This window comes from Streptococcus mitis (assembly GCF_047463435.1).
Taxonomy (GTDB): Bacteria; Bacillota; Bacilli; order Lactobacillales; family Streptococcaceae; genus Streptococcus; species Streptococcus mitis_DS.
On sequence record NZ_JASHDW010000010.1, the window covers coordinates 62,986 to 88,417 of the forward strand.

Consider the following 25,432-nt stretch of genomic DNA (forward strand, 5'->3'; position numbering starts at 1 on the left):
ACAAGTTTCCACCCTTAGTGTAATGGATATCACGTAAGATTCCGGTTCTTGAGATGGGGGTTCGATTCCCTCAGGGTGGATGTAAACATCCTAAAAAAGCCTTTAATAGGGCTTTTTTCTTTACACAGCCCTAAATTGGCCCTTAAAACTGAAAATCTCTTTTTAAAGAATTCCCAAATGTTTTCCAGTCCCGTTTTAAAGTGACTCAGGGGGCTTTTTTTGATATAATAAAAAGGACTGTTATCAGTTAGAAAGAGGTTGGTATGAAAGAATTACAAACTGTACTAAAGAACCATTTTGCAATCGAATTTACAGACAAAAATTTACTGGAGACTGCCTTTACTCATACGAGTTATGCCAATGAGCACCGCCTCTTAAAAATTTCACACAATGAACGCTTGGAATTTTTAGGAGACGCTGTTCTACAGTTATTGATTTCAGAATATCTGTATAAAAAATATCCTAAAAAGCCTGAGGGTGACTTGTCTAAACTCCGTGCCATGATTGTCCGCGAGGAAAGTTTGGCTGGTTTTGCGCGTGATTGCCAGTTTGATCAATTTATCAAGTTGGGTAAGGGGGAAGAAAAATCTGGTGGTCGCAATCGTGATACCATTCTTGGTGATGCCTTTGAAGCCTTTCTTGGTGCCCTCCTTTTGGACAAGGATGTGGCCAAGGTTAAGGAATTTATCTATCAAGTCATGATTCCTAAGGTTGAAGCAGGCGAATTTGAGATGATTACAGACTACAAAACCCATCTCCAAGAGTTACTTCAGGTCAATGGCGATGTGGCTATTCGTTATCAGGTGATTTCTGAAACGGGTCCTGCCCATGATAAGGTTTTTGATGTTGAAGTTCTTGTCGAAGGTAAGAGCATCGGCCAAGGGCAAGGTCGTTCTAAGAAACTAGCAGAGCAGGAAGCTGCCAAAAATGCCGTTGAGAAAGGGCTGGATTCATGTATTTAAAGGAAATCGAAATTCAGGGATTCAAGTCTTTTGCTGATAAGACTAAGGTCGTCTTTGACCAAGGTGTGACGGCAGTTGTTGGACCCAATGGATCTGGAAAATCGAATATTACAGAAAGTCTGCGTTGGGCCTTGGGGGAATCAAGTGTTAAGAGTCTCCGTGGGGGCAAGATGCCAGATGTCATCTTTGCTGGAACAGAGAGTCGCAAACCGCTCAATTACGCTTCTGTAGTTGTAACTCTGGATAATCATGACGGATTTATTAAGGATGCTGGTCAAGAAATCAGGGTAGAACGCCATATCTATCGTAGTGGGGATAGTGAATACAAAATTGACGGCAAGAAAGTTCGTCTTCGTGATATTCATGATCTTTTCTTGGATACAGGTTTGGGACGAGATTCTTTTTCTATCATTTCACAAGGCAAGGTTGAGGAGATTTTCAACTCCAAGCCTGAAGAACGCCGTGCCATTTTTGAAGAGGCTGCTGGGGTTTTAAAATACAAGACTCGCAGAAAAGAAACAGAGAGTAAACTGCAACAAACTCAGGATAATCTAGACCGCTTAGAGGACATTATCTACGAGTTGGATAATCAAATCAAGCCTCTTGAGAAGCAAGCTGAGAATGCCCGTAAGTTTTTAGACTTGGAAGGTCAACGCAAGGCTATTTATTTAGACGTGCTAGTTGCTCAAATCAAGGAAAATAAGGCTGAACTAGAGTCGACAGAAGAAGAGTTGGCACAGGTTCAGGAACTCTTGATGAGCTATTACCAAAAGCGTGAAAAATTAGAAGAAGAAAATCAGAATCTCAAGAAGCAACGTCAAGATTTACAGGCTGAGATGGCCAAAGACCAGGGCAGTTTGATGGATTTGACCAGTCTAATTAGTGATTTAGAGAGAAAATTAGCCTTATCGAAACTGGAATCTGAGCAAGTAGCTCTGAATCAACAGGAAGCACAAGCACGTTTGGTTACTTTGGAAGATAAGAGAAAGGTTCTAAGTAAGGAAAAGGCTGAAAAAGAAGAGAACTTGGCACAATTAGAACACAATCTAATCCAAAATAATCAAAAACTCAATCGTTTAGAAGCTGAATTACTAGCTTTTTCAGATGATCCTGATCAGATGATTGAGCTTCTACGTGAACGCTTTGTAGCTCTTTTACAAGAAGAAGCGGATGTCTCAAACCAGCTGACCCGTATTGAGAATGAGTTGGAAAATAGTCGTCAGCTTTCTCAAAAACAAGCAGATCAACTACAAAAACTAAAAGAACAACTGGCTACAGCTAAAGAGAAGGCCAGTCAGCAAAAAGACGAGCTTGAAGCTGCCAAGGAGCATGTTCAGAAATTATTGGCTGACTACCAAGCTATTGCCAAGGAGCAAGAGAATCAGAAATCTTCCTATCAGGCTCAACAAAATCAACTCTTTGCCCGTCTGGATAATCTCAAAAACAAGCAGGCTAGAGCCCAAAGTTTGGAAAATATCCTCAGAAATCATAGTAACTTTTATGCAGGTGTTAAGAGTGTTCTCCAAGAAAAAGCCCGCCTTGGTGGAATTATTGGTGCAGTCAGTGAGCACCTGACCTTTGATGTACATTATCAAACTGCCCTAGAGATTGCACTGGGAGCCAGCAGTCAGCATATCATTGTAGAAGATGAGGGGGCGGCAACTAAGGCGATTGATTTCCTCAAACGAAACAGAGCTGGTCGTGCCACCTTCCTTCCTTTGACAACGATCAAGGCGCGTACGATTTCTAGTCAGAACCAAGATGCTATCTCTGCAAGTCCAGGTTTCCTTGGTATGGCAGATGACTTGGTGACATTCGATAATAGGTTGGAAGCTATTTTCAAGAACTTGCTAGCTACGACGGCTATTTTTGATACCGTAGAACACGCGCGTGCAGCAGCTCGTCAGGTTCGTTATCAGGTTCGTATGGTGACATTGGACGGTACAGAGTTGCGCACAGGTGGCTCTTACGCAGGTGGAGCCAATCGCCAGAACAACAGTATTTTTATCAAGCCAGAACTGGAGCAATTGCAAAAAGAAATTGCTGAAGAAGAAGCAAGTCTTCGTTTAGAAGAGGTATCTTTGAAGACCTTGCAAGATGAGATGGCTAGATTGACAGAAAGATTAGAAGCTATCAAATCTCAAGGAGAGCAGGCACGTATTCAGGAGCAAGGCTTGTCCCTCGCTTATCAGCAGACCAGTCATCAAGTTGAAGAACTGGAAACTCTTTGGAAACTCCAAGAAGAGGAATTAAATCGTCTTTCTGAGGGAGATTGGCAAGCAGATAAGGAAAAATGCCAAGAGCGACTTGCTACTATTTCCAGTGACAAGCAAAATCTGGAAGCTGAGATTGAAGAGATTAAGTCTAATAAAAATGCCATCCAAGAACGTTATCAGAACTTGCAAGAACAGGTAGCGCAAGCTCGCTTGCTTAAGACAGAACTACAAGGGCAAAAACGTTATGAAGTAGCTGATATTGACCGTCTAGGCAAGGAATTGAATAATCTAGATATCGAACAAGAGGAAATCCAGCGCCTTCTTCAAGAAAAGGTTGATAATCTGGAGAAGGTTGATACAGATTTGCTCAGTCAACAGGTAGAAGAAGCCAAAACTCAGAAAACAAACCTCCAACAAGGTTTAATTCGCAAGCAGTTTGAGTTGGATGATATTGAAGGTCAACTGGATGATATTGCTAGTCATTTGGATCAGGCTCGCCAGCAGAATGAAGAGTGGATTCGCAAGCAAACACGTGCTGAAGCTAAGAAAGAAAAGGTCAGCGAGCGCTTACGTCATCTACAAAGCCAATTAACAGACCAGTATCAGATTAGCTATACTGAAGCTTTAGAAAATGCGCATGAGTTGGAAAATCTCAATCTGGCAGAGCAAGAGGTGCAGGACTTAGAGAAGGCTATTCGTTCGCTGGGTCCGGTCAACTTGGAAGCTATTGACCAGTACGAAGAAGTTCACAACCGTCTGGACTTTCTAAATAGTCAGCGAGATGATATTTTATCAGCGAAAAGTCTGCTTCTTGAAACCATCACAGAGATGAATGATGAGGTCAAGGAACGATTTAAATCCACCTTTGAAGCTATTCGTGAGTCCTTTAAAGTGACATTCAAGCAGATGTTTGGTGGAGGTCAGGCGGACTTGATATTGACTGAGGGCGACCTTTTAACAGCTGGTGTGGAGATTTCTGTTCAACCTCCAGGTAAGAAAATCCAGTCGCTTAACCTCATGAGTGGTGGTGAAAAAGCTCTGTCAGCTCTAGCTTTGCTTTTCTCCATTATTCGTGTCAAGACCATTCCATTTGTTATCTTGGATGAGGTAGAGGCTGCACTTGACGAAGCCAATGTTAAACGTTTCGGGGATTACCTCAATCGATTTGATAAGGACAGCCAGTTTATCGTCGTAACCCACCGTAAGGGAACCATGGCGGCAGCCGATTCTATCTATGGAGTGACCATGCAAGAGTCAGGTGTCTCAAAAATTGTTTCGGTTAAGTTAAAAGATTTAGAAAGTATTGAAGGATGACAATTAAACTAGTAGCAACGGATATGGACGGAACCTTCCTAGATGAGAATGGACGCTTTGATATGGACCGCCTCAAGTCTCTCTTGGTTTCCTACAAGGAAAAAGGGATTTACTTTGCGGTGGCTTCGGGGCGCGGATTTTTATCTCTAGAAAAATTATTTGCTGATGTTCGTGATGACATTATTTTTATCGCAGAAAATGGCAGTTTGGTCGAATATCAAGGTCAGGACTTGTATGAAGCGACCATGTCTCGTGAGTTTTATCTATCAACTTTTGAAAGGCTGAAAACTTCACCTTATGTAGATATCAATAAACTGCTCTTGACAGGAAAAAAGGGAGCTTATGTTCTAGATACGGTTGATGAGACCTATTTAAAAGTGAGTCAGCACTATAATGAAAATATCCAAAAAGTAGAGAGTCTGGAAGATATTAAAGATGACATTTTCAAATTTACAACCAACTTCACAGAAGAAACGCTGGAAGCTGGTGAAGCTTGGGTAAACGAACATGTTCCTGGTGTTAAGGCCATGACAACTGGCTTTGAATCCATTGATATTGTTCTGGACTATGTCGATAAGGGTGTGGCCATTGTTGAATTAGCTAAAAAACTTGGTATCACAATGGATCAGGTTATGGCTTTTGGAGACAATCTAAATGACTTGCATATGATGCAGGTTGTGGGACATCCTGTAGCTCCTGAAAATGCACGACCTGAAATTTTAGAATTAGCAGAGACTGTGATTGGTCACCATAAGGACCAGTCGGTTATAGCTTATATGGAGGGCTTATAATGGCAGATATAAAATTAATCGCATTGGACTTGGACGGAACCTTGCTGACTACTGATAAAAGGCTGACGGATCGTACCAAGGCAACCTTGAAAGCTGCGCGTGATCGTGGTATTAAGGTCGTATTGACAACTGGTCGCCCTTTAAAAGCTATGGATTTCTTTCTCCATGAGCTAGGGACTGACGGTCAAGAAGATGAGTATACGATTACTTTTAATGGTGGTTTGGTTCAGAAAAATACAGGTGAAATCCTTGATAAGACAGTCTTTTCATATGATGATGTAGCACGCTTGTATGAAGAAACAGAGAAATTATCACTGCCTCTTGATGCCATTTCAGAAGGAACTGTTTATCAAATCCAATCGGACCAAGAAAGTCTTTATGCCAAATTTAATCCAGCATTGACCTTTGTTCCAGTGGACTTTGCAGACTTGTCTAGTCAGATGACCTACAATAAATGCGTGACTGCCTTTGCTCAAGAACCCTTGGATGCAGCCATTCAGAAGATTTCTCCAGAATTGTTTGACCAATATGAAATCTTTAAATCACGTGAAATGTTGCTAGAGTGGTCACCAAAGAATGTTCATAAAGCAACAGGTTTGGCTAAACTAATCAGCCATCTTGGAATCGACCAAAGCCAAGTCATGGCCTGTGGTGATGAGGCCAATGACCTTTCTATGATTGAGTGGGCAGGACTCGGTGTTGCCATGCAAAACGCTGTTCCTGAAGTCAAGGAAGTCGCAAATGTGGTAACTCCTATGACCAACGATGAGGAAGCTGTCGCCTGGGCTATCGAAGAATATGTGCTAAAGGAGAATTAAGATATGGGATTATTTGACCGTCTATTCGGAAAAAAAGAAGAACCTAAAATCGAAGAAGTTGTAAAAGAAGCTCTGGAAAATCTTGATTTGTCTGAAGATACAGAAGCTGAGGGAGTTTCTCAAGAAGAAGCAGAAATTGCTGAAGAAGCAGTGCTTGAAGAAGAGAAAATCCAAGACACAGTTGAAGAAAGTATAGATTCAGAGCCAGCTGTAGAAGTTCAACAAGTAGAAGAATTACCAAACTCAGAAGGAGTCCCAGAGGAAGAGAATCCTGAACTTGAAGAAGCTGTAGAAGAAAATAATTCTGAAGTGCTTGAACCAGAAACTCCTCAGGTAGAAGAAACTGTTCAGGAAAAATATGACCGTAGTCTTAAGAAAACTCGTACAGGATTCGGTGCTCGCTTGAACGCCTTCTTTGCCAATTTCCGCTCTGTTGACGAAGAATTCTTCGAGGAACTGGAAGAACTACTGATCATGAGTGACGTTGGTGTCCAAGTCGCTTCTAACTTAACAGAGGAGCTACGCTACGAAGCCAAGCTCGAAAACGCCAAGAAACCTGACGCCCTTCGCCGTGTCATCATTGAGAAATTGGTTGAGCTTTATGAAAAGGATGGCAACTACGATGAAAGTATCCACTTCCAAGATGACTTGACAGTCATGCTCTTTGTAGGGGTCAATGGCGTTGGGAAAACAACTTCTATCGGAAAACTAGCCCACCGCTATAAACAAGCTGGTAAGAAGGTCATGCTAGTTGCAGCAGATACCTTCCGTGCAGGTGCAGTTGCTCAGTTAGCTGAATGGGGCAGTCGTGTGGGTGTTCCAGTAGTAACTGGACCTGAAAAAGCTGACCCAGCCAGTGTAGTCTTTGATGGCATGGAACGTGCCGTAGCGGAAGGTATTGATATTCTCATGATTGATACCGCTGGTCGTCTGCAAAACAAGGACAACCTCATGGCTGAGCTAGAAAAGATTGGTCGTATTATCAAACGTGTTGTGCCCGAAGCTCCGCATGAAACTTTCTTAGCACTTGATGCATCAACAGGTCAAAATGCCCTGGTACAGGCCAAAGAATTTTCAAAAATCACGCCATTAACTGGAATTGTCTTGACTAAGATTGATGGAACTGCTCGAGGTGGTGTTGTTCTAGCTATCCGTGAAGAACTCAACATTCCTGTAAAACTGATTGGATTTGGTGAAAAAATCGATGATATTGGAGAGTTTAACTCAGAAAACTTTATGAAGGGTCTCTTGGAAGGCTTAATCTAATCAGAAGTAAAAATCCTGCAAGACAATCTTGCAGGAAATTTTTTATTCTAGTCTACCATCTTGACGATAGGCGATATCTGGTTGCCAAGTCCATTTGGCATCGAATTTTTCAAGTAAGTCAAAGCTGGCTTGAGGTCCCATGCTTCCAGCTTTATAATCATGAAGTGGGGCACCATTTTCAGCCCAGAGCTCTTCGATACGGTCAATCAACTTCCATGACGCACCAACTTCATCCCAGTGGCTAAAGTTAGTTGAGTTGTTGTTTAGGACATCATAAATCAATTTCTCGTATGGTTCTGGAGAAGCACCAGTTGCGGTCGCATCTGTACGGTAATCAAGTGAGTTGGGAGCCAAGTTGAATTCTTCTCCTACTTGCTTCCCATTTAGGCTAAGAGAGAAGCCTTCTGTTGGTTGGATATAGATGGTCAAGATGTTTGGAGCAAGTGGCTCACCAAAGATAGAATCCATTTGTTTAAAGACGATGTTGACATGAGTTCCTTTTTCAGTTAGACGTTTACCAGTACGGAAGAAGAAAGGAACACCACGGAATCGATCGCTGTCTACAAAGAAGGCACCAGATGCAAAAGTTTCAGTTGTTGATTCTGGATTTACATTTGGTTCGCTACGATAAGAGATATATTTCATGCCATCAATCTTACCAGAGCGGTATTGACCACGGATAAAGTGTTCTTTAAGCTCTTCATCAGTTGGATGATAGAGGTTTTTAAAGACTTTAATCTTCTCAGCACGAATCTCGTCTTTTGTGAAGCTTGCTGGCTTGTCCATAGCAAGGAGAGAAAGAAGTTGGAGTGTATGGTTCTGTACCATATCACGGAGGGCACCTGATTGGTCATAGTAGCCACCACGTTCTTCTACACCCAAGCGCTCCGCAAAGGTAATTTGAACATTGTCGATAAATTCCTTGTTCCAAACGTTTTCGAAAATCAGGTTGGCAAAGCGAACTGCAAAGATACTTTGGATCATTTCCTTACCAAGATAATGATCAATACGGAAAATTTGTTCTTCGTCAAATGTTGCTAGGAGCTCGTCATTCAACTTGCTTGCAGTTGCGTAATCTGTACCAAATGGTTTTTCAACGATTAAGCGTTCAAAACCTTTACCATCCACAATGTTTTCAGACTTGAGGTGTTTGGCAATGGTTCCAAAGAACTGAGGCGCCATAGACAAGAAGAAGAGCTTGTTGTGTTCAGCTTGGTACTTGTCATTTAGTTCAGCCTGCAATTGACGCAAAGCAATGTAGTGTTCTGTATCGTTGACATCATGACTTTGATAGTAGAAGTGACTAGCGAACTCTTGAGCCTGTTCGGTACTATCTGCCAAATCAAGGATGGATTCGACGACAACAGATTCAAAATATTCCTTGCTCCAAGGACGACGGGCAGTTCCAATAACGGCAAAGTGCTCGGAAAGATTGCCGGATTTATATAGTCTAAAAAGGGAAGGGTAGAGCTTGCGTTTAGCCAGGTCTCCACTCGCACCGAAAATTGTAACAATAACCTTAGATGACATCTAGCTACCTAATTTCTATTTTTATTCCTAGTCTTGCTAGGTATGAGGAAATCTCATTTCATAAATTTAATTCTAACATAATTTTCCGAAAAATCAAAAAATCCAATACGAGATAGAAAAAAACTGCAAGGAAATCCTTACAGTTTGCGTTTAGACGTTTAAGACCTTGTCCAAGAACTCTTTCAGACGTGGGTGTTGTGGGTTATCAAAGATTTGATCAGGTGTTCCGTCTTCAAGGAATTCACCGTCTGCAGTAAAGATAACGCGGTTGGCAACCTGACGGGCAAATCCCATCTCATGGGTTACGATAATCATGGTCATGCCTTGTTTAGCCAAGTCTTTCATAACGTTTAGTACGTCTCCGACCATTTCAGGGTCAAGGGCAGAAGTTGGTTCATCAAAGAGCATGATGTCTGGATTCATTGCTAGTCCACGAGCGATAGCCACACGTTGTTTTTGACCACCGGATAGGCTATCTGGGTTAGCATTAGCTTTATCTGCTAGTCCAACCTTTTCAAGCAACTCCATCCCCAATTTCTCAGCTTCTTCTTTGGTCATTCGTTTGTGTTCAATAGGAGCAAAAGTAATGTTGTCCAATACAGACATGTGTGGGAAGAGGTTGAAGTGTTGGAACACCATTCCGATATTTTCACGGACGTGGTCAACGTTAGTTGTTTTTTCAGTTAAGTCATAACCGTTCACAGTAATGTGACCGCTCGTAACTTCTTCTAGAAGGTTGAGGCTACGGAGGAAGGTTGACTTACCAGAACCTGAAGGACCGATGATACAAACAACATCTCCTTCATAGAACTTAGTCGTAATTCCTTTTAAAACTTCATTTTTTCCGTAGCTTTTGTGTAAATCATTTACATCAATTTTTAATTTTGCCATTAACGAATCCTCTTTTCTAAGCGTTTCGCTAGTCTAGTCAAAAGTGTGATAATTACAAGATAGAAGATAGCAAGGATTGCATACATCTTGAAACTTTGGTAGTTACGGGCAATGATAATCTTACCAGTTTGGAAGAGTTCAACCAAACCGATAGCAGAAACGATGGTTGTATCTTTAAGAGCGATAACGAATTGGTTAACAAAGTTTGGCAACATCAATTTAGTTGCTTGTGGCAAGATAATCTTACGCATGGTTTTTCCATAAGAGATACCCAAGCTTCGGCTAGCTTCCATTTGACCAACTGGAACGGCCTGAATACCACCACGAACGATTTCAGCGATATAAGCCGCTGCATTGAGTGAGAGGGCGATAGTACCAGCTACGAAGTCGTTAATTGGACTTTGTTGGCCTGTGATAGACTCGATGAAGTTTGGAATTCCCCAGAAGATGAAGGCTGCAAGAATCATCAAAGGAATACCACGGATAACGTCAACGAAAATCTCAGAGATCACACGAAGAGATTTGTATGGGCTAACGCTAAACATACCGAAGATAATCCCGATAACAATAGCAATAGCAAATGAGATAAGAGCTAGAGCAAGAGTGATACCAAGACCGCTAAGGAGTTGTTTGTAGTTGTTTTGAAGCAAGCCCCAGATAGTTGTTTCGTCAACAGTGCTTGTTGAAGTAGTTGAAGATTCGCTAGCTAGGTATTTATCAAGAATCTTTTGGAATTCTCCGTTTGCTTTAAGGTTTGCAAGTCCGTTATTGAACATTTCAATCAATTCTGGATTTGTGCCTTTTTTAACGGCAAAGGCTGTTTCTCCGATTGGACTTCCAGGGATTGGTGTTTTCAATTTTTGACCTTGGCTGATAGAATATTTGAGAACAGGTTCATCATCCATAACAGCATCAATGGCACCAGTGTTTAAACTATCATACATTGATGAACCATCAGCGAAGGTTTTAATTTGATAACCGTATTTGCTTTGATTTTCTGTTAGGAAGGTTTGAGAAGCAGTTCCGTTTTTAACACCAACCGTCTTCCCTTTCAAATCTTCATAAGAAGCAATGGTACTTGATTCTTTGACGCCGAGGATTGTGTTTGCAGTGTAGTATGAATCTGAGAAATCAAAAGTCGCCTTACGAGCATCTGTGACAGACATACCAGCAATGATACCATCTGCTTGACCAGCTTGGACAGCGTTAATAGCGGCATCGAAACCAGGGTTGATGATTTCAATTTCAAAACCTTGGTCTTTAGCGATTGCCTTAATCAATTCCATATCAATACCAGTGTATTGGTTGCTTGAATTTTGGAAAACAAAAGGTGCAAAAGAAGAATCGCTGGCAATGATGTATTTAGCTTTAACAGGAATGGCTTTTAAGCCCGCTAGAGTAGTTGTAGTTGGAACTGCTGAAGATGATGAAGCAGTCCATTTCTTGATGATTTTATCAAGACTACCATCTTTTTTCATTTCAGCCAAGGCTTGGTTAAATTCAGTAACTAGGTGCTCGTATTTGCTTCCTTTTTTAACACCGAAAGCAAAACTCCCTACAGCTTCCCCATCCATTTCGATATGGAGGTCTTGACCTTGGTTAATGGCATACTCGATAACAGGTTTGTCATCCATCATGGCATCAATTGCACCAGCACTTAAGCTGTTGTTCATCAAATCACTAGTGTCAAATGTTTTAATAGTAAAGCCGTATTTATCTTTGATTGTTTCAAGAAAACGTTGAGCAGCAGTTCCGTTTTTAACACCAACGGTTTTGCCAGTTAATTGGTCATATTTACTAATCTTATGTGCCTTTGTAGTTGCAATGACAACTTTTGTATCATAATAAGTATCAGACATGGTGAAGACTTTTTCACGTTCTTTAGTCTTTGTCATCCCTGCCATGATAGCGTCAGCTTGACCAGCTTGAACCGCATTGACCGCTGCGTCAAATCCAGGATAGGACATCTGAATGTTCCACCCTTTAATCTCAGCCACTTTGTTGATAATATCAACATCAATTCCTTTATAAGTTTGATCTGAATCTTTAAACTCAAAAGGTGCATAGGCGGTATCAGAAACAATCTTAATCGTCTCTGCTTTTGCAATACCTAATGAGAAAATTGGGAATAAAATTAGCAAAAATGCTAGAAATTTTTTCTTCATTTTTAGTCTCCTTTTCCGAATATTTTCCCATTATATCAGAAAAAACAAAAAAATGCAAATCTAGGGACTTTTATGTTAGAAGATATAACATAAAAGCTCTTTATTTCTTTCTTGAACTGCTACCACAAAGTGCTATAATAATAGTATATAGTAGAAGAAAAGAGGACAGGAACATGAAAGACAAAAGAATATTTAAAGACTTCCAAGCTTCCAAAATGCGGTTAAACCTTTACACAAGCCCCTTGTTAGCCTTTGCTTTTGTCTTCATAGGAGAGTTTGTGGCTTATACTTTATATGGTATTAGTTTGTTAGCTCTCATCGGACTTGCAAGAAATTTTGGAGAGGCTGGTCAAGCTTTTGCTACCTACTTGCAGACTTTGCAGCAGAGCTTGATGGATAAAACAAGTGATTTTCGTTTAATTTTAGAATTGCTAGCCTTTGGTTTCGTTCTCAACACTGTGTTCAGATGGACTAGAAAAGTTGAGAAAAGACCTATTCGAACCTTGGGATTTTATAGAGAGAATTTCCTCAGCAATCTCCTTAAAGGATTTGGTCTAGGTCTGGCACTTTTTCTTCTGACCTTGTTAGGTTTAGTAGCATTAGGGCAATATCGTTTTGAGTCTATTCACCTGAATCCTTATTCGCTTACCTTTGTTGTCTTTACTATCCCATTTTGGATTTTACAGGGGACAACAGAAGAAGTGGTGGCCCGTGCTTGGCTCCTTCCTCAATTGGCCTCAAGAACCAATCTAAAACTTGCTGTTCTTATATCTAGCCTATTCTTTACCCTGCTTCATATGGGCAATTCGGGTCTAACACCACTATCTCTAGTAAATCTCTTTTTATTCGGAGTTGCCATGGCTCTTTACCTTCTCAAAACTGATACAGTTTGGGGTGTTGCAGGTATTCATGGCGCTTGGAATTTTGCTCAGGGAAATCTCTTTGGGATTTTAGTTAGTGGTCAACCATCAGGAACGTCATTGATGATCTTTTTACCACAAGGCAATCAAGGTTGGCTATCAGGAGAATCTTTTGGGATTGAAGGTTCTATCATGACAAGTTTAGTCTTGTTACTTTTGATTTTCTATCTCGCTCATCAATTAAAGAAAGAAAATGAAAGGATGTGACTTCGGTCCGTCCTTTTCTTCGTGAAAATGCTATAAGTATGCTAAAATAGGAATAGCACATGGAGAGAGGATTCTTATGATCAATCGCATTACAGATTATCAATTTAAACTAGTATCAAAATATCAACCATCAGGAGACCAACCCCAAGCTATCGAACAGTTGGTTGATAATATCGAGGGGGGAGAAAAAGCTCAGATTCTGATGGGGGCGACGGGTACAGGGAAGACCTATACCATGAGTCAGGTCATTTCCAAAGTCAATAAACCAACTCTGGTCATCGCCCACAATAAAACTCTAGCAGGACAGCTCTATGGGGAGTTTAAGGAATTTTTCCCTGAAAATGCAGTTGAGTACTTTGTGTCTTACTATGATTATTACCAACCTGAGGCCTATGTCCCTTCTAGCGATACCTATATTGAAAAGGATAGCTCTGTCAATGATGAGATTGACAAACTTCGTCACTCAGCGACTTCAGCCCTTCTGGAGCGTAATGATGTTATCGTCGTAGCTTCAGTCTCTTGTATCTATGGTTTGGGTTCGCCCAAGGAATACGCTGATAGTGTCGTTAGTCTCCGTCCTGGTCTAGAGATTTCTCGTGATAAACTCTTGAATGACTTAGTTGACATCCAGTTTGAACGTAATGATATTGATTTCCAACGGGGAAGATTTCGCGTTCGTGGGGATGTGGTAGAGATTTTCCCAGCCTCTCGTGATGAACATGCCTTTCGAGTAGAATTCTTTGGAGATGAAATTGACCGTATTCGTGAGGTTGAAGCTTTGACAGGTCAGGTCTTGGGAGAAGTGGATCATTTAGCGATTTTCCCAGCTACTCACTTTGTGACCAATGACGACCACATGGAAGTTGCCATTGCTAAAATTCAAGCAGAATTAGAAGAGCAGTTAGCTATCTTTGAAAAGGAAGGCAAATTGCTTGAAGCTCAACGTTTGAAACAGCGGACAGAGTATGATATCGAAATGCTGCGTGAGATGGGCTATACCAACGGGGTTGAAAACTATTCACGCCACATGGATGGACGGAGCGAAGGTGAGCCTCCTTATACGCTCTTAGATTTCTTCCCAGATGATTTCTTGATTATGATTGATGAGAGCCACATGACCATGGGGCAGATCAAGGGTATGTATAATGGTGACCGCTCTCGTAAGGAAATGTTAGTAAATTACGGTTTCCGTTTGCCGTCTGCTCTGGACAATCGTCCTCTCCGTCGGGAGGAGTTTGAGAGTCACGTTCATCAGATTGTTTACGTTTCAGCGACACCAGGTGATTATGAAAATAAACAGACTGAGACAGTGATTGAGCAAATCATTCGTCCGACAGGGCTTTTGGACCCAGAGGTGGAAGTCCGTCCGACTATGGGACAGATTGATGACCTCTTAGGTGAAATTAATGCCCGTGTTGAAAAGAACGAGCGAACCTTTATCACCACCTTGACCAAGAAAATGGCAGAGGATTTAACCGACTACTTTAAAGAAATGGGTATTAAGGTCAAGTACATGCACTCGGATATCAAGACTTTAGAGCGGACAGAGATTATCCGTGACCTGCGTTTGGGTGTCTTTGATGTCTTGGTCGGAATCAACCTCCTTCGTGAAGGAATTGACGTTCCTGAAGTGAGCCTCGTAGCTATTCTAGATGCTGACAAGGAAGGTTTCCTTCGTAACGAACGTGGTCTTATCCAGACCATTGGTCGTGCTGCCCGTAACAGCGAAGGTCATGTCATCATGTATGCGGACACAATGACCCAGTCTATGCAACGTGCTATCGATGAAACTGCCCGCCGTCGGAAAATCCAGATGGCCTATAATGAAGAACATGGTATTGTGCCTCAGACAATCAAGAAAGAAATCCGTGACCTGATTGCTGTGACCAAGGCAGTTGCTAAGGAAGAAGACAAGGAAGTTGACATCAATAGCCTCAACAAACAAGAGCGCAAAGAACTAGTCAAGAAACTAGAGAAACAAATGCAAGAAGCCGTTGAAGTGCTTGATTTTGAACTGGCTGCCCAGATTCGGGATATGATGCTGGAAGTCAAGGCGTTGGATTAGGGGAATTTTATGAATATTTTAGTTATTAATGGACATCCTGATAAAGAAAGTTACTGCCAAGCAATTTTTCAAACGATTGTAGAAAATATAGACTCAAAGAGACATGAACTTGAAATGATTAATCTTAATGAGGAAGAGTTTGATCCTGTTTTACGTTATGGTTATCGACAAAGGATGGAGGACGATCCGTTTATTCTACGATCTCAGGAATTAATTCAGTGGGCAGATCATTTCATTTTTGTTTATCCAATTTGGTGGAGTAGTATGCCTAGTCTATTGAAGGGGTGGATTGATCGTGTTTTTACGCCAGGCATTGCATACTCAGCAAATAATCGAGGAAGCTTTATTTTGAACTACTTGAGAGGTAATCAGTTTAAAAAGTTACTAAAAGGAAAAACAGCTAGTATTTATGCAACCTCCATGGCACCAACTTGGTGGTACAAAGTATTTTCAGGTCCGATTAATATTCCAGACAGTTATGGAATATCAGTATTAAAGAATGCTGTCCTGAATCATTGCGGTATCAAAACAAAGAGGGTTTCAATCTTAGGAGAGTTAGGACGTGAAGTGAATACAAGTTCAACAAGAGAAAAATTTCTACAAAAAGTAGCAAAGGAAGTCAGACTGTTGGATTAAGGAGAAGAAAATAAATGACGGTTGTTATCAAATCAATGGAAACTCCTGAAGAGATAGAAAGTAAATCTCTCGTTCACTGGAAAGCGTGGAGAGAGGCTTATGACGACCTTTTGCCTGCAGAATTTCAGGAGACAATGACATTGGAAAGGTGTCGATTCTTTAGTCAAAAGTATCCAGAAAATACATTGATTGCGATAGATGGCATGAAGGTAGTTGGTTTTATCAGTTATGGAAACTTTCGTGATGAGACTATTCAAGCTGGTGAAATTATTGCTTTATATGTTTTAAAAGACTATTATGGAAAAGGTATCGCACAAAAGTTAGTTAGAGCAGCTTTGACTGCTCTTAATCATTTTTCTGAAATTTTCTTATGGGTATTGAAAGATAATAAGCGAGTCATTGCTTTCTATCAAAAAATGGGCTTTACTTTTGATGGACAAGAAAAGCTACTTGAACTTGGAAAGCCCATAAAGGAAAAACGGATGGTATTCTATTCTAAATAATTTTAAAAAGTAGAAGCTAATGGTACTGGTACCAAGTCGAAAAATTTAATAAATTAGAAAGCGAGAAAATATGTCCCGTTCCCAATTAACGATTTTAACAAATATTTGTTTGATTGAAGATCTCGAAACCCAGCGCGTGGTTATGCAGTATCGCGCTCCTGAAACCAATCGCTGGTCAGGTTATGCCTTTCCTGGAGGTCATGTAGAAAATGGTGAGGCTTTTGCGGAGTCTGTCATTCGTGAAATCTACGAAGAAACAGGATTGACTATCCAAAATCCTCAACTTGTCGGCATTAAAAATTGGCCACTAGATACAGGTGGGCGCTATATTGTCGTTTGTTACAAGGCGACTGAGTTTACTGGTACCCTTCGCTCTTCAGAAGAGGGAAAAGTTTCTTGGGTGCAAAAAGACCAGATTCCGAACTTGGATCTGGCCTATGATATGCTACCTTTGATGGAGATGATGGAAGCTCCGGACAAATCTGAATTTTTCTACCCTCGCCGTACAGAAGATGATTGGGAGAAGAAAATCTTCTAGTCTTTTACTAAATAACCGAGCTGATCCAAGGCCTCCTCGATATAGTGGAGGTCTTGTTGTGTTTCGTATCTAATAGTAATAGGAGATTAGTAAAAACATGTGTACTCTGAAATAAATTTAAAATATTTCTAAAAAAGTATTGACAAAACAAAAGAAAACGCTTACTATATACATAAGGGAACGGTTCCACAATATAAAAAGGAGGAGTGATGACTACAATAAAACAGGTTGCTGAAGAAGCTGGAGTATCAAAGTCAACAGTTTCAAGATATATTTCGAAAAAAGGCTATGTCGGAGATGATGCGAGAGAAAAGATAAAAAATGCTATCAAGAAATTAAATTACACACCAAATGTATTAGCACAATCTTTAAAAACTAAAAAAAATCGAATGGTAGGACTCTTATTGCCAGATATTTCTAATCCGTTCTTCCCAAGATTGGTTCGAGGAGCCGAATCATATTTGAAAGATAAAGGTTATAGGATTATGGTTGGTACTATTTCAGATCATGATTCGTTAGAAGAATATATAAACCTTTTGTTAAAAACAAATGCAGCTGGTATTATAACGACACTTGACTTTACAAAGGAATTTCCAAATCTGACGTTACCTGTTGTTGTGGTTGACCGGATTAGTAAAGATACAGGTTACGGTGTCTTTTCTGATAATCAGTTGGGTGGACGTTTGGCTGCTAAAGCAATTTGGAATGCTGGCGCTAAGCAAGTTATGATTATTAAAGTTTTAGATGATAAAGCTGAGAACATTGCGGAACGATTTGAAGCCAGTTTAAACTATTTGAGGAATAAATCTTTAGAGATTCATATTGAAGAAAGTGAAACATTTGAGTTTGAAAAAATTCAAAAAGAAGCTAAAGAGAATCTAAAAAGAAATCCAAATATTGATAGTATTATAGCACCTTCTGATATTCATGCGATAGCTTATATTCATGAAATTTTAGCAATTGGTAAAAAAATTCCAGATGATATTCAAATCATTGGTTATGATGATATTGTACTTAGTCAATTTATTTATCCTTCTTTATCAACTATCCACCAATCATCATATAAAATGGGAGAACAGGCTGCAAGGCTAATCTATAATATGGCAAATAAGTTCTCTATAGATGAAGTTAAAATTAAACTACCTGTTAGATACGTAGAAAGAAATACATTAAGGAGAAAGTAATGAGTAAAATTGTTGTTGTTGGAAGTATTTCAATGGACTTAGTTATGAGAACAAAAAGGATTCCAGAAGGAGGTGAAACGATTTTTGGGGATTCATTTAATATAGTTCCAGGTGGAAAAGGTGCAAATCAAGCTGTAGCTATTGGTAGATTATCCAGTGTAGAAGATAATGTTTACATATTTGGAAACGTCGGAGAAGATATTTTTTCAGCAGATTTACTAAGCAATCTGCAAAATAATAATATTTCTATAGAACATGTGGGAACGGTTCCACAATCTACAGGAGTTGCACAAATTACTTTATATGGAGGTGATAATAGGATTATTTATTATCCCGGAGCGAATAATTTAGTTAAAACAAATGATTGGAAAAATGAGTGGGAATTGATTAGTGATGCAAGTATTGTTGTATTACAAAATGAAATACCACATGAAGCCAACTTATCTATAGCTAAATTTTGTCAAGAAAATAAAGTTAAGGTGCTTTACAATCCTGCACCAGCTAGAGAAACGGATATAGAGATGATTCCTTTTTGTGATTTTATTACTCCTAATGAGCATGAATGTTCAGAGCTTTTTCCAGATAAGAAATTAGAAGAAATTATTAAAATTTATCCTAATAAAATGATTGTGACATTAGGAGTTGAAGGTTCTATTTATTATGATGGGGCAGCAGTTCAGAAGATTCCTGCTATAAAAGCAGAAGTAGTTGATACTACAGGAGCAGGAGATACGTTTAATGGTGCTTTTGCTTATGCTATCTCAAAAGGAAAAGAGATGAATATTGCATTGTCCTTTGCAACGATTGCTTCACATCTTTCTGTTCAAAGGTTTGGAGCGCAAGGAGGCATGCCGAGTTTGAAAGAAATAAAGGAGCATTCAGGATATGAAGAAATATGGGATTTTAAATAGTAATATAGCAAAACTAGCTGATGATTTAGGTCATATGGATTTGGTTTGTATCGGAGATTTAGGATTGCCTGTTCCAAAAGGTGTTGATAAAATTGATTTAGCATTAAGAAAAGGCAGTCCAAGTTTTTTAGAAGTTTTAAAAGAATATTCAGATCATGTACTTATTGAAAAAATTTTCTTAGCAGAAGAAATTAAGGAAAAAAACAAAGAACAGTGGCAAGCAGTTCTAGATCTTTTAGGATCGAATATAATTATTGAATATATTAGTCATGAAGAATTGAAAGCTATGAATACTAAAGTTAAGGCAGTTATTCGCACTGGGGAAGATACACCATATTCGAATATAATCTTGCAATCAGGAGTTATTATTTAGAAGGGGGTTGCCTATGAAAATTGAAATGAAGAACATTTCAAAATCTTTTGGGAATAATCGTGTTTTAGAAAGTATTGATTTGGTTCTTAATTCAGGAGAAGTTCATGCTTTAATGGGAGAGAATGGTGCAGGCAAATCAACCTTAATGAATATTTTAACTGGACTTTTTCCAGCTACTTCAGGAACTATTTTTATTGATGGTAAAGAAAAAACATTTTCTAATCCTCAAGAGGCAGAACGGTTTGGACTGAGTTTTATTCATCAGGAAATGAATACTTGGCCAGATATGACTGTACTTGATAATCTTTTTTTAGGAAGAGAAATTAAAAATTCGATTGGGTTTCTAGATAAAGCTAGTATGGAAAGGAAAGCTAAAGAAGCATTTAAACGTCTTAATATATCTATTCCTCTCGATGCAATCATTGGTCAATTATCAGTCGGACAACAACAAATGATAGAAATAGCAAAATGTTTATTATCAGAAGTTTCCTTGTTAATTATGGATGAACCCACAGCAGCTTTAACTGATCGTGAAACTGAAACACTTTTTAAAGTGATAGAAGGATTAAAATCTGATGGTGTAGGTATTGTGTATATTTCACATCGGATGGAAGAAATCTTTAAGATTACAGATCTTATAACTGTTATGAGGGATGGGTTTGTAATTGATACCAAGAAAACGAAGTTAACTAATGCGGATGAATTAGTTCAAAAGATGGTGGGGCGTGAATTAGAAGATTACTATCCAGAAAAAAAGGCTGAGATTGGGAATATTGTTTTTCAAGCTAAGAATCTTTCTGGTGATGCTTTTACGGATATTTCTTTCTATGTACGTCAAGGGGAAATTCTTGGTTTTTCTGGTTTGATGGGTGCTGGTCGTACTGAAATAATGCGAGCAATTTTTGGAATTGATTCTTTAAAATCTGGTCAAATTATAATAAACGAAGAACAACTGATAATTAAAAATCCTTTTGAAGCAATTAAGCATGGAATTGGTTTCTTAACAGAAGATCGTAAAGATGAGGGATTGATTTTAGATTTTTCTATTAAAGATAATATGACTTTACCTAGTACTCGAGATTTTGTTAAAAATGGTATTTTTGATAATAAAACAAGTGATATATTTGTACAACGTTTAATTGATAGGCTACGAATTAAATCAGGTTATCCAGATAAGGAAGTTGGGACACTTTCTGGTGGTAATCAACAGAAAGTAGTTTTAGCAAAATGGATAGGTATTGCTCCAAAAGTACTGATTCTAGATGAGCCAACTCGTGGGGTAGATGTTGGGGCTAAGCGTGAAATTTACCAATTAATGAATGAATTGGCTGAACGAGGTGTGCCGATTATTATGGTATCTTCAGATTTACCAGAAGTGATTGGAGTCAGTGATCGCATTATGGTCATGCATGAAGGTAGAATTAGTGGGGAATTAACACGTCAAGAAGCTACACAAGAAAAAGTTATGCAACTAGCTACAGGAGGACAATAGTGTGAAAAATACTATGAAGTATATGTCAGAATTGACAACAGTAATAGCATTGATAATTTTAATGGCTGTCATCACCATTATTAATTCAAATTTTTTAACAGCAAATAATCTGTTAAATTTACTATTGCAAGTAACATCAAATGCACTGATTGCTTTTGGAATGACTTTTGTTATTCTAACAGGTGGAATCGATTTATCAGTAGGATCAATTTTAGCCTTATCCAGTGCGTTAACAGCTGGTCTATTAGGATCTGGAATGCCTGTTATATTAGCAATTCTCATCTCTTTAATTTTGGGTTGCATTCTGGGGATGATGAATGGTTTATTGATTTCCTACGGGAAATTAGCTCCATTTATCGTTACTTTAGCAACTATGACTATTTTTAGAGGCGCAACACTTGTTTATACAAATGGGAATCCTATTACAAAAGGATTAAGTGATACATTCTTATTTCAATTTTTGGGGCAAGGTTACATAGTCGGAATTCCATTTCCTGTAATTATTATGTTTATTGTATTTATTGTTTTATATGTTTTACTTCATAAAACAGCATTTGGTAAATCTGTGTATGCTATAGGGGGGAATGAAAAAGCAGCATATATATCAGGTGTGAAACTAAATAAAGTGAAAATTATCATTTATTCAATTTCAGGTATTATGGCTTCAATTTCTGGATTGATTATAACATCACGCTTAAGTTCTGCTCAACCAACAGCAGGTGCTAGTTATGAAATGGATGCTATTGCAGCTGTTGTTCTTGGGGGAACATCATTATCAGGAGGTAAAGGTCGTATACTGGGGACCTTAATAGGTGCTTTAATTATTGGGGTTTTGAATAATGGACTTAATATTATCGGTGTTTCAGCATTTTGGCAACAAGTAGTAAAAGGAGTTGTAATCTTAATTGCTGTTCTGATTGATCGTTTTAAAGTTGTAAAACAGTAGAATCATTTTGCAAGTTTTTTTGGAAATAGTAACAATTTATTAGATGACGAACTTATAAACTAATAAAAGGGAAATACACGGAGTCTATTTACTAAAAATACTGTTCAGAAAAATTTAGTAATAGTTAAGAAATGATGAACAATAGTCGGGATGGAAATTATCCCTATAGATATATATTACGAGGAGTAATAACATGAAAATTATTAAAAAAATTAGCATTTTTGCTTTGTTTGTAACATTTATTTTTGCTTTAGTAGCTTGTGGAAAAACTGGTTTAGGAAATTCATCAAATGATAATAAATCTACGACTCAAAAGTCAGCAAAAGAATTAAAATTAGGAGTTTCTATTTCTACTACTAACAATCCTTATTTTGTGGCTATGAAAGATGGCCTTGAAAAAGCTGCAGGGGAAAAAGAAGTAACTTTGAAGATAGCAGATGCACAAGATGATGCTGCTAGACAAGCAGATGATATTCAAAATTTTATTAGTCAAAATGTAGATGCTTTACTGATTAATCCAGTTGATTCTGATGCAATTGTTACATCTATTAAAGCTGCTAATAATGCTAACATTCCGGTAATCTTAATTGACCGCGGTAGTAATGGCGGTGAAGTCTTGACAACTGTTGCTTCTGATAACGTAGAAGCAGGTAAAATGGCTGCAGAATTTATTACCAAGCAATTGGGAGAAAAAGCAAAAACTTTTGAATTATCAGGAGTCCCTGGCGCTTCTGCAACTGTAGATAGAGGTAAAGGATTTGAACAAATTTCAAAGACAAATTTAGATGTTCTTTCTAGTCAATCCGCTAATTTTGATCGCGCAAAAGCTTTGAATACAGCGCAAAATATGATTCAAGGAAACAAAGAAGTACAAGCAATCTTTGCACAGAATGATGAGATGGCGTTAGGAGCTGCACAAGCAGTAAAAGCAGCTGGTCTTAGCAATGTATTAATTGTTGGTATTGATGGTCAACCAGATGCACATGATGCTATTGCAAAAGGTGATATTACTGCCACTATTGCTCAGCAACCAGCTAAGATGGGTGAAATTGCTATTCAATCAGCAATAGATCATTATCAAGGGAAAAAACTGGAAAAAGAAACAGTTTCTCCAATTTATCTTGTGACTAAGGATAATGTTGATCAACATAACTGGTGATATATTTTTAGTAAGCAAGTAGTTGTTAATTTTCATTCAATGTGGTTTTTAAATATCATTGTTACTATTTGAGCTATTGGGTTCAAAAAGACCAGATTCCAAACTTGGATCTGGCCTATGATATGTTGCCTTTAATGGAAATGATGGAAGCTCTTGACAAGTCAGAGTTTTTCTACCACCACCGTACAGAAGATGGCTGGGCGAAGAAAATCTTCTAGTCTTTTACTAAATAACCTAGCTGATCCAAGGCCTCCTCGATATAGTGGAGGTCTTGTTGTGTTTCGGCTTCGACTAGGTGGTAATGGATGCCATCTGTCAATTCAGACAGAGGTCTAAAATCTGAATGTTCGACTTGTTCTAGAAAATGTTGCACATCTCTGCGACAAGACAGTTTAAGTAAGGTTTCAATTTCTCCATAGACGGGATGGTCAATCAAGGTATTTTGAACACGTCCACCATTATCAACGATAGCAAAGAGTTCTTGACCGATTTCTTCAACTTCATGTTTCACTTTGAAAAGTTTGTGAACATAAGGATTGGTTTCAATTTGCTTATAGATGTAGCCACGATTGGTGGATAGGATAGGAGCGCCATCGGCTCTTAAAATTGCAATGTCCTGTACAATGACCTGACGTGTGACATGAAAATGTTCCGCCAAACTTTGGCCATTAAGGGCTTTAGGAGCTTCTTTCAAGAGTTGGAGCAGTGCATGTTTGCGATCTTTTGTCATAGCTTTTCCTTTTTAACGGCGTTTTCGAAGCACTTTATAGACAGCTAGTGCTAATGTATAGTCTACCATACTATGGATAATTGTGCCAAATCCAACTAGTACAAATAGAACATAAAACATATTTTCTACATTGGTACCGGAAGTTGCATAAAAAACGACACAAGCTAATACTTCAGCAAGGGCATGGACAAGAGCTAACACAAAGTTGAAAATCCAGGAAGCTTTTGGTTTATCTAGGGTATCGGGGAATTTTTGTAGGTAAAGAGCCCCCAAAGTCCCAAAAAAGATATGGGAAAAAGCTCGAAAAACGATAACCATGGGATAGCCAGCCATCAAAAATCCGAAACTAGAAGCTAGGATGACAAAAACAGCCATCAAGGGCGATAAGAACATGGCAATAAAAATAGCGATGTGGCTTCCTAAAGTATAGGAAGCAGGTGGAATGACAATCTTGAAAGGCATAACAATTGGAATCAAAATTGCAATAGCCGTTAAGAGGGCAGTCATTGTCATAAATTGTGTCTTTTTCCGTGTGTTCATAAGAATCTCCTTTCAACTGTATATACACTAGTATAGTATAATAAACAAGACAATAAATCAAGGATTTACTTAAGTTTATAGGCCATTTTAAATTAAATATTGGTAAAGATTTCACTAATAATAGTAACGATATAGAGCAAAATCTCCACCTTCAAGTTTGAAAGCGGAGATTATTTTTATTTCTTCAAGGTTTGTAGTCTTGGAACAATGGCTAGGGTTAGAACTGCGGAAATGACTAATTCGGCAATCGAATTTGTTGAGATAACAGTTGCTAGGAGTTTTTGGATATTACCATCAAAAACATTTCCGAAAAGATAGAAAATTCCACCAAGTACAAAGACTGTGTTGGTAAGTGAACCAAGGGCACCAGCTAGAATCAGGCCAGTCTTGTTTTTCATCAGTTTATAGACTAGATAAGGAGTTAAACCAATCAAAATACGTGGGACGATGGCAATCATAGCTGAGTAGATGTTCCCGTTTGGTACGAATGGTGAGAAGAGGTAGCTTGTTGGTAGAATTGTAATCGTGTTAACTGTCAAGCTAAGTAGTCCCATCAAGAAACCAAGTGTAACACCAACGCGTGGACCGTAGATAATGCTGGCAATAATGACAGGAATATGAACAATGGTCGGTTTGATTGGAAATGGAAAAAGGTTAAAGATAAGTGAGCTTAGAAAATGAATCACAAGCATGGTTGCAAAAAAGATAGCAATGGGTGCAATATTAGAGCGTTTTTTCATCGAGAGTTTCCTTTATTCTTTCTAAAATAATTGTGAGGTCAGCTAAAGCTCCTCGTCCGTGATCTCCACAAGCTAGTAGGGATTCTTTTGGAGCAATCAGCTGATAGCCGTAGCTTTCTAATGTTTTCAGATTAGCCTGAGTTGCTGGATGGTCATACATTTTTGTATTCATAGCTGGTGCGATGAGTTTGGGAATATGACTTGGCAGGGCTAGCGCCGTACTGGTCACCATGTTGTCCGCAAAGCCGTGGGCTAGTTTTGCAATAGTGTTAGCAGTTGCAGGGGACACGATAAATAAATCCGTTTCTTTGCCAAGTTCGATATGATTAACCTGTTCAGGATAGGGTTCCTTCATGATATCCAGGTGGACAGGATTCTGTGATAAGACCTGTAGAGTCAAAGGTTGGATAAACTCTGTAGCAGCCTGGGTCATTAAGACAGTGACTTGATGGCCTTGTTTTTTAAGCGAACTAACTAAATCTGCCGACTTGTAAGAGGCGATTGACCCCGTTACAGCCAAGAGAATATGTGCCAT

The 25,432-nt window shown here is 38.9% G+C and carries 23 protein-coding genes, 1 tRNA gene and 2 pseudogenes; 18 read left to right on the forward strand and 8 right to left on the reverse strand.

What is annotated here, in order from left to right; translation table 11 throughout:
- Window positions 1-8 precede the first annotated feature (8 nt).
- From QM843_RS07425 to ftsY, 6 genes are all read left to right on the forward strand, one after another.
- Window positions 9-80 (forward strand) — tRNA-Arg (locus tag QM843_RS07425).
- 183 nt (window positions 81-263) lie between these two features.
- The gene (gene rnc / locus QM843_RS07430; RefSeq protein WP_000661503.1) at window positions 264-962 is read left to right on the forward strand and encodes a ribonuclease III; all 699 of its coding nucleotides are present in this window, start codon (window positions 264-266) and stop codon (window positions 960-962) included.
- Complete coding sequence (gene smc / locus QM843_RS07435) at window positions 953-4,492, forward strand: chromosome segregation protein SMC (RefSeq protein ID WP_414304669.1); 3,540 nt, start codon at window positions 953-955, stop codon at window positions 4,490-4,492. The genes rnc and smc overlap by 10 nt, the downstream gene beginning before the upstream one ends.
- Complete coding sequence (locus QM843_RS07440; RefSeq protein ID WP_414304668.1) at window positions 4,489-5,283, forward strand: Cof-type HAD-IIB family hydrolase; 795 nt, start codon at window positions 4,489-4,491, stop codon at window positions 5,281-5,283. The genes smc and QM843_RS07440 overlap by 4 nt, the downstream gene beginning before the upstream one ends.
- Window positions 5,283-6,101 carry a Cof-type HAD-IIB family hydrolase gene (locus QM843_RS07445; protein WP_020902803.1) on the forward strand — a complete coding sequence of 273 codons (819 nt, stop codon included), beginning with the start codon at window positions 5,283-5,285 and terminating at the stop codon, window positions 6,099-6,101. Before QM843_RS07440 ends, QM843_RS07445 begins: the two co-directional genes overlap by 1 nt.
- Window positions 6,102-6,104: 3 nt before the next feature.
- Window positions 6,105-7,367, forward strand: coding sequence for a signal recognition particle-docking protein FtsY (gene ftsY, locus QM843_RS07450; RefSeq protein ID WP_414304667.1), 1,263 nt, complete (start codon window positions 6,105-6,107; stop codon window positions 7,365-7,367).
- A gap of 42 nt (window positions 7,368-7,409) precedes the next feature.
- Here the strand turns inward: ftsY and zwf are convergent, their stop codons facing one another.
- The 3 genes from zwf to QM843_RS07465 all read right to left on the reverse strand — a co-directional run bounded on the left by zwf (window position 7,410) and on the right by QM843_RS07465 (window position 11,953).
- Window positions 7,410-8,897 carry a glucose-6-phosphate dehydrogenase gene (zwf, locus tag QM843_RS07455; protein ID WP_308525583.1) on the reverse strand — a complete coding sequence of 496 codons (1,488 nt, stop codon included), beginning with the start codon at window positions 8,895-8,897 and terminating at the stop codon, window positions 7,410-7,412.
- A gap of 150 nt (window positions 8,898-9,047) precedes the next feature.
- Window positions 9,048-9,788 carry an amino acid ABC transporter ATP-binding protein gene (locus QM843_RS07460; protein WP_153210298.1) on the reverse strand — a complete coding sequence of 247 codons (741 nt, stop codon included), beginning with the start codon at window positions 9,786-9,788 and terminating at the stop codon, window positions 9,048-9,050.
- Entirely contained in the window at window positions 9,788-11,953 is a 2,166-nt protein-coding gene (locus tag QM843_RS07465; protein WP_049532680.1) for an ABC transporter substrate-binding protein/permease, read from the reverse strand. Before QM843_RS07465 ends, QM843_RS07460 begins: the two co-directional genes overlap by 1 nt.
- Before the next feature lie 173 nt (window positions 11,954-12,126).
- On the opposite strand from QM843_RS07465, the gene QM843_RS07470 reads away from it, so the two are divergent.
- The 5 genes from QM843_RS07470 (at window position 12,127) to QM843_RS07490 (ending at window position 16,822) form a co-directional block, all read left to right on the forward strand.
- A complete protein-coding gene (locus tag QM843_RS07470; RefSeq protein ID WP_414304666.1) occupies window positions 12,127-13,080 on the forward strand; it encodes a CPBP family intramembrane glutamic endopeptidase in 954 nt (317 codons plus the stop codon).
- Window positions 13,081-13,156: 76 nt separating this feature from the next.
- A complete protein-coding gene (gene uvrB / locus QM843_RS07475) occupies window positions 13,157-15,145 on the forward strand; it encodes an excinuclease ABC subunit UvrB (RefSeq protein WP_414304665.1) in 1,989 nt (662 codons plus the stop codon).
- 9 nt (window positions 15,146-15,154) lie between these two features.
- Window positions 15,155-15,781 carry an NAD(P)H-dependent oxidoreductase gene (locus QM843_RS07480; RefSeq protein WP_024057962.1) on the forward strand — a complete coding sequence of 209 codons (627 nt, stop codon included), beginning with the start codon at window positions 15,155-15,157 and terminating at the stop codon, window positions 15,779-15,781.
- A 14-nt stretch (window positions 15,782-15,795) separates the two neighbouring features.
- Complete coding sequence (locus QM843_RS07485; RefSeq protein WP_203180407.1) at window positions 15,796-16,284, forward strand: GNAT family N-acetyltransferase; 489 nt, start codon at window positions 15,796-15,798, stop codon at window positions 16,282-16,284.
- A 70-nt stretch (window positions 16,285-16,354) separates the two neighbouring features.
- The gene (locus QM843_RS07490) at window positions 16,355-16,822 is read left to right on the forward strand and encodes an 8-oxo-dGTP diphosphatase (protein ID WP_033685160.1); all 468 of its coding nucleotides are present in this window, start codon (window positions 16,355-16,357) and stop codon (window positions 16,820-16,822) included.
- On the opposite strand, the pseudogene QM843_RS07495 reads toward QM843_RS07490, so the two are convergent.
- A pseudogene (locus tag QM843_RS07495) lies at window positions 16,819-16,896 on the reverse strand (DNA-binding transcriptional regulator); the annotation flags it as partial. The gene QM843_RS07490 and the pseudogene QM843_RS07495 sit on opposite strands and share 4 nt — an antisense overlap.
- Window positions 16,897-17,031: 135 nt before the next feature.
- On the opposite strand from QM843_RS07495, the gene QM843_RS07500 reads away from it, so the two are divergent.
- The 7 genes and pseudogenes from QM843_RS07500 to QM843_RS07530 all read left to right on the forward strand — a co-directional run.
- A complete protein-coding gene (locus tag QM843_RS07500) occupies window positions 17,032-18,006 on the forward strand; it encodes a LacI family DNA-binding transcriptional regulator (RefSeq protein WP_261079130.1) in 975 nt (324 codons plus the stop codon).
- Entirely contained in the window at window positions 18,006-18,917 is a 912-nt protein-coding gene (gene rbsK / locus QM843_RS07505) for a ribokinase (RefSeq protein ID WP_414304664.1), read from the forward strand. The genes QM843_RS07500 and rbsK overlap by 1 nt, the downstream gene beginning before the upstream one ends.
- Window positions 18,892-19,290: a D-ribose pyranase gene (rbsD, locus tag QM843_RS07510; RefSeq protein ID WP_000759835.1), complete on the forward strand. Its 399-nt coding sequence runs from the start codon at window positions 18,892-18,894 to the stop codon at window positions 19,288-19,290. Before rbsK ends, rbsD begins: the two co-directional genes overlap by 26 nt.
- Window positions 19,291-19,303: 13 nt before the next feature.
- Complete coding sequence (locus QM843_RS07515; RefSeq protein ID WP_000687781.1) at window positions 19,304-20,782, forward strand: sugar ABC transporter ATP-binding protein; 1,479 nt, start codon at window positions 19,304-19,306, stop codon at window positions 20,780-20,782.
- Window position 20,783: 1 nt separating this feature from the next.
- Window positions 20,784-21,728: an ABC transporter permease subunit gene (locus QM843_RS07520; protein ID WP_261079133.1), complete on the forward strand. Its 945-nt coding sequence runs from the start codon at window positions 20,784-20,786 to the stop codon at window positions 21,726-21,728.
- Between the two features lie 193 nt (window positions 21,729-21,921).
- On the forward strand, window positions 21,922-22,887 hold the full coding sequence (locus QM843_RS07525; RefSeq protein ID WP_000691495.1) for a substrate-binding domain-containing protein: 966 nt from the start codon (window positions 21,922-21,924) through the stop codon (window positions 22,885-22,887).
- Between the two features lie 77 nt (window positions 22,888-22,964).
- A pseudogene (locus QM843_RS07530) lies at window positions 22,965-23,105 on the forward strand (DNA mismatch repair protein MutT); the annotation flags it as partial.
- On the opposite strand, the gene QM843_RS07535 reads toward QM843_RS07530, so the two are convergent.
- The 4 genes from QM843_RS07535 to coaC all read right to left on the reverse strand — a co-directional run bounded on the left by QM843_RS07535 (window position 23,102) and on the right by coaC (window position 25,432).
- Window positions 23,102-23,617, reverse strand: a complete 516-nt coding sequence (locus QM843_RS07535; protein WP_125454474.1) for a transcription repressor NadR — start codon at window positions 23,615-23,617, stop codon at window positions 23,102-23,104. The pseudogene QM843_RS07530 and the gene QM843_RS07535 overlap by 4 nt on opposite strands.
- Window positions 23,618-23,629: 12 nt before the next feature.
- Window positions 23,630-24,157, reverse strand: a complete 528-nt coding sequence (locus tag QM843_RS07540) for an ECF transporter S component (RefSeq protein ID WP_001097393.1) — start codon at window positions 24,155-24,157, stop codon at window positions 23,630-23,632.
- 176 nt (window positions 24,158-24,333) lie between these two features.
- Window positions 24,334-24,897, reverse strand: coding sequence for an ECF transporter S component (locus QM843_RS07545; protein ID WP_269798628.1), 564 nt, complete (start codon window positions 24,895-24,897; stop codon window positions 24,334-24,336).
- On the reverse strand, window positions 24,881-25,432 hold the full coding sequence (coaC, locus tag QM843_RS07550) for a phosphopantothenoylcysteine decarboxylase (RefSeq protein WP_414304663.1): 552 nt from the start codon (window positions 25,430-25,432) through the stop codon (window positions 24,881-24,883). The genes QM843_RS07545 and coaC overlap by 17 nt, the downstream gene beginning before the upstream one ends.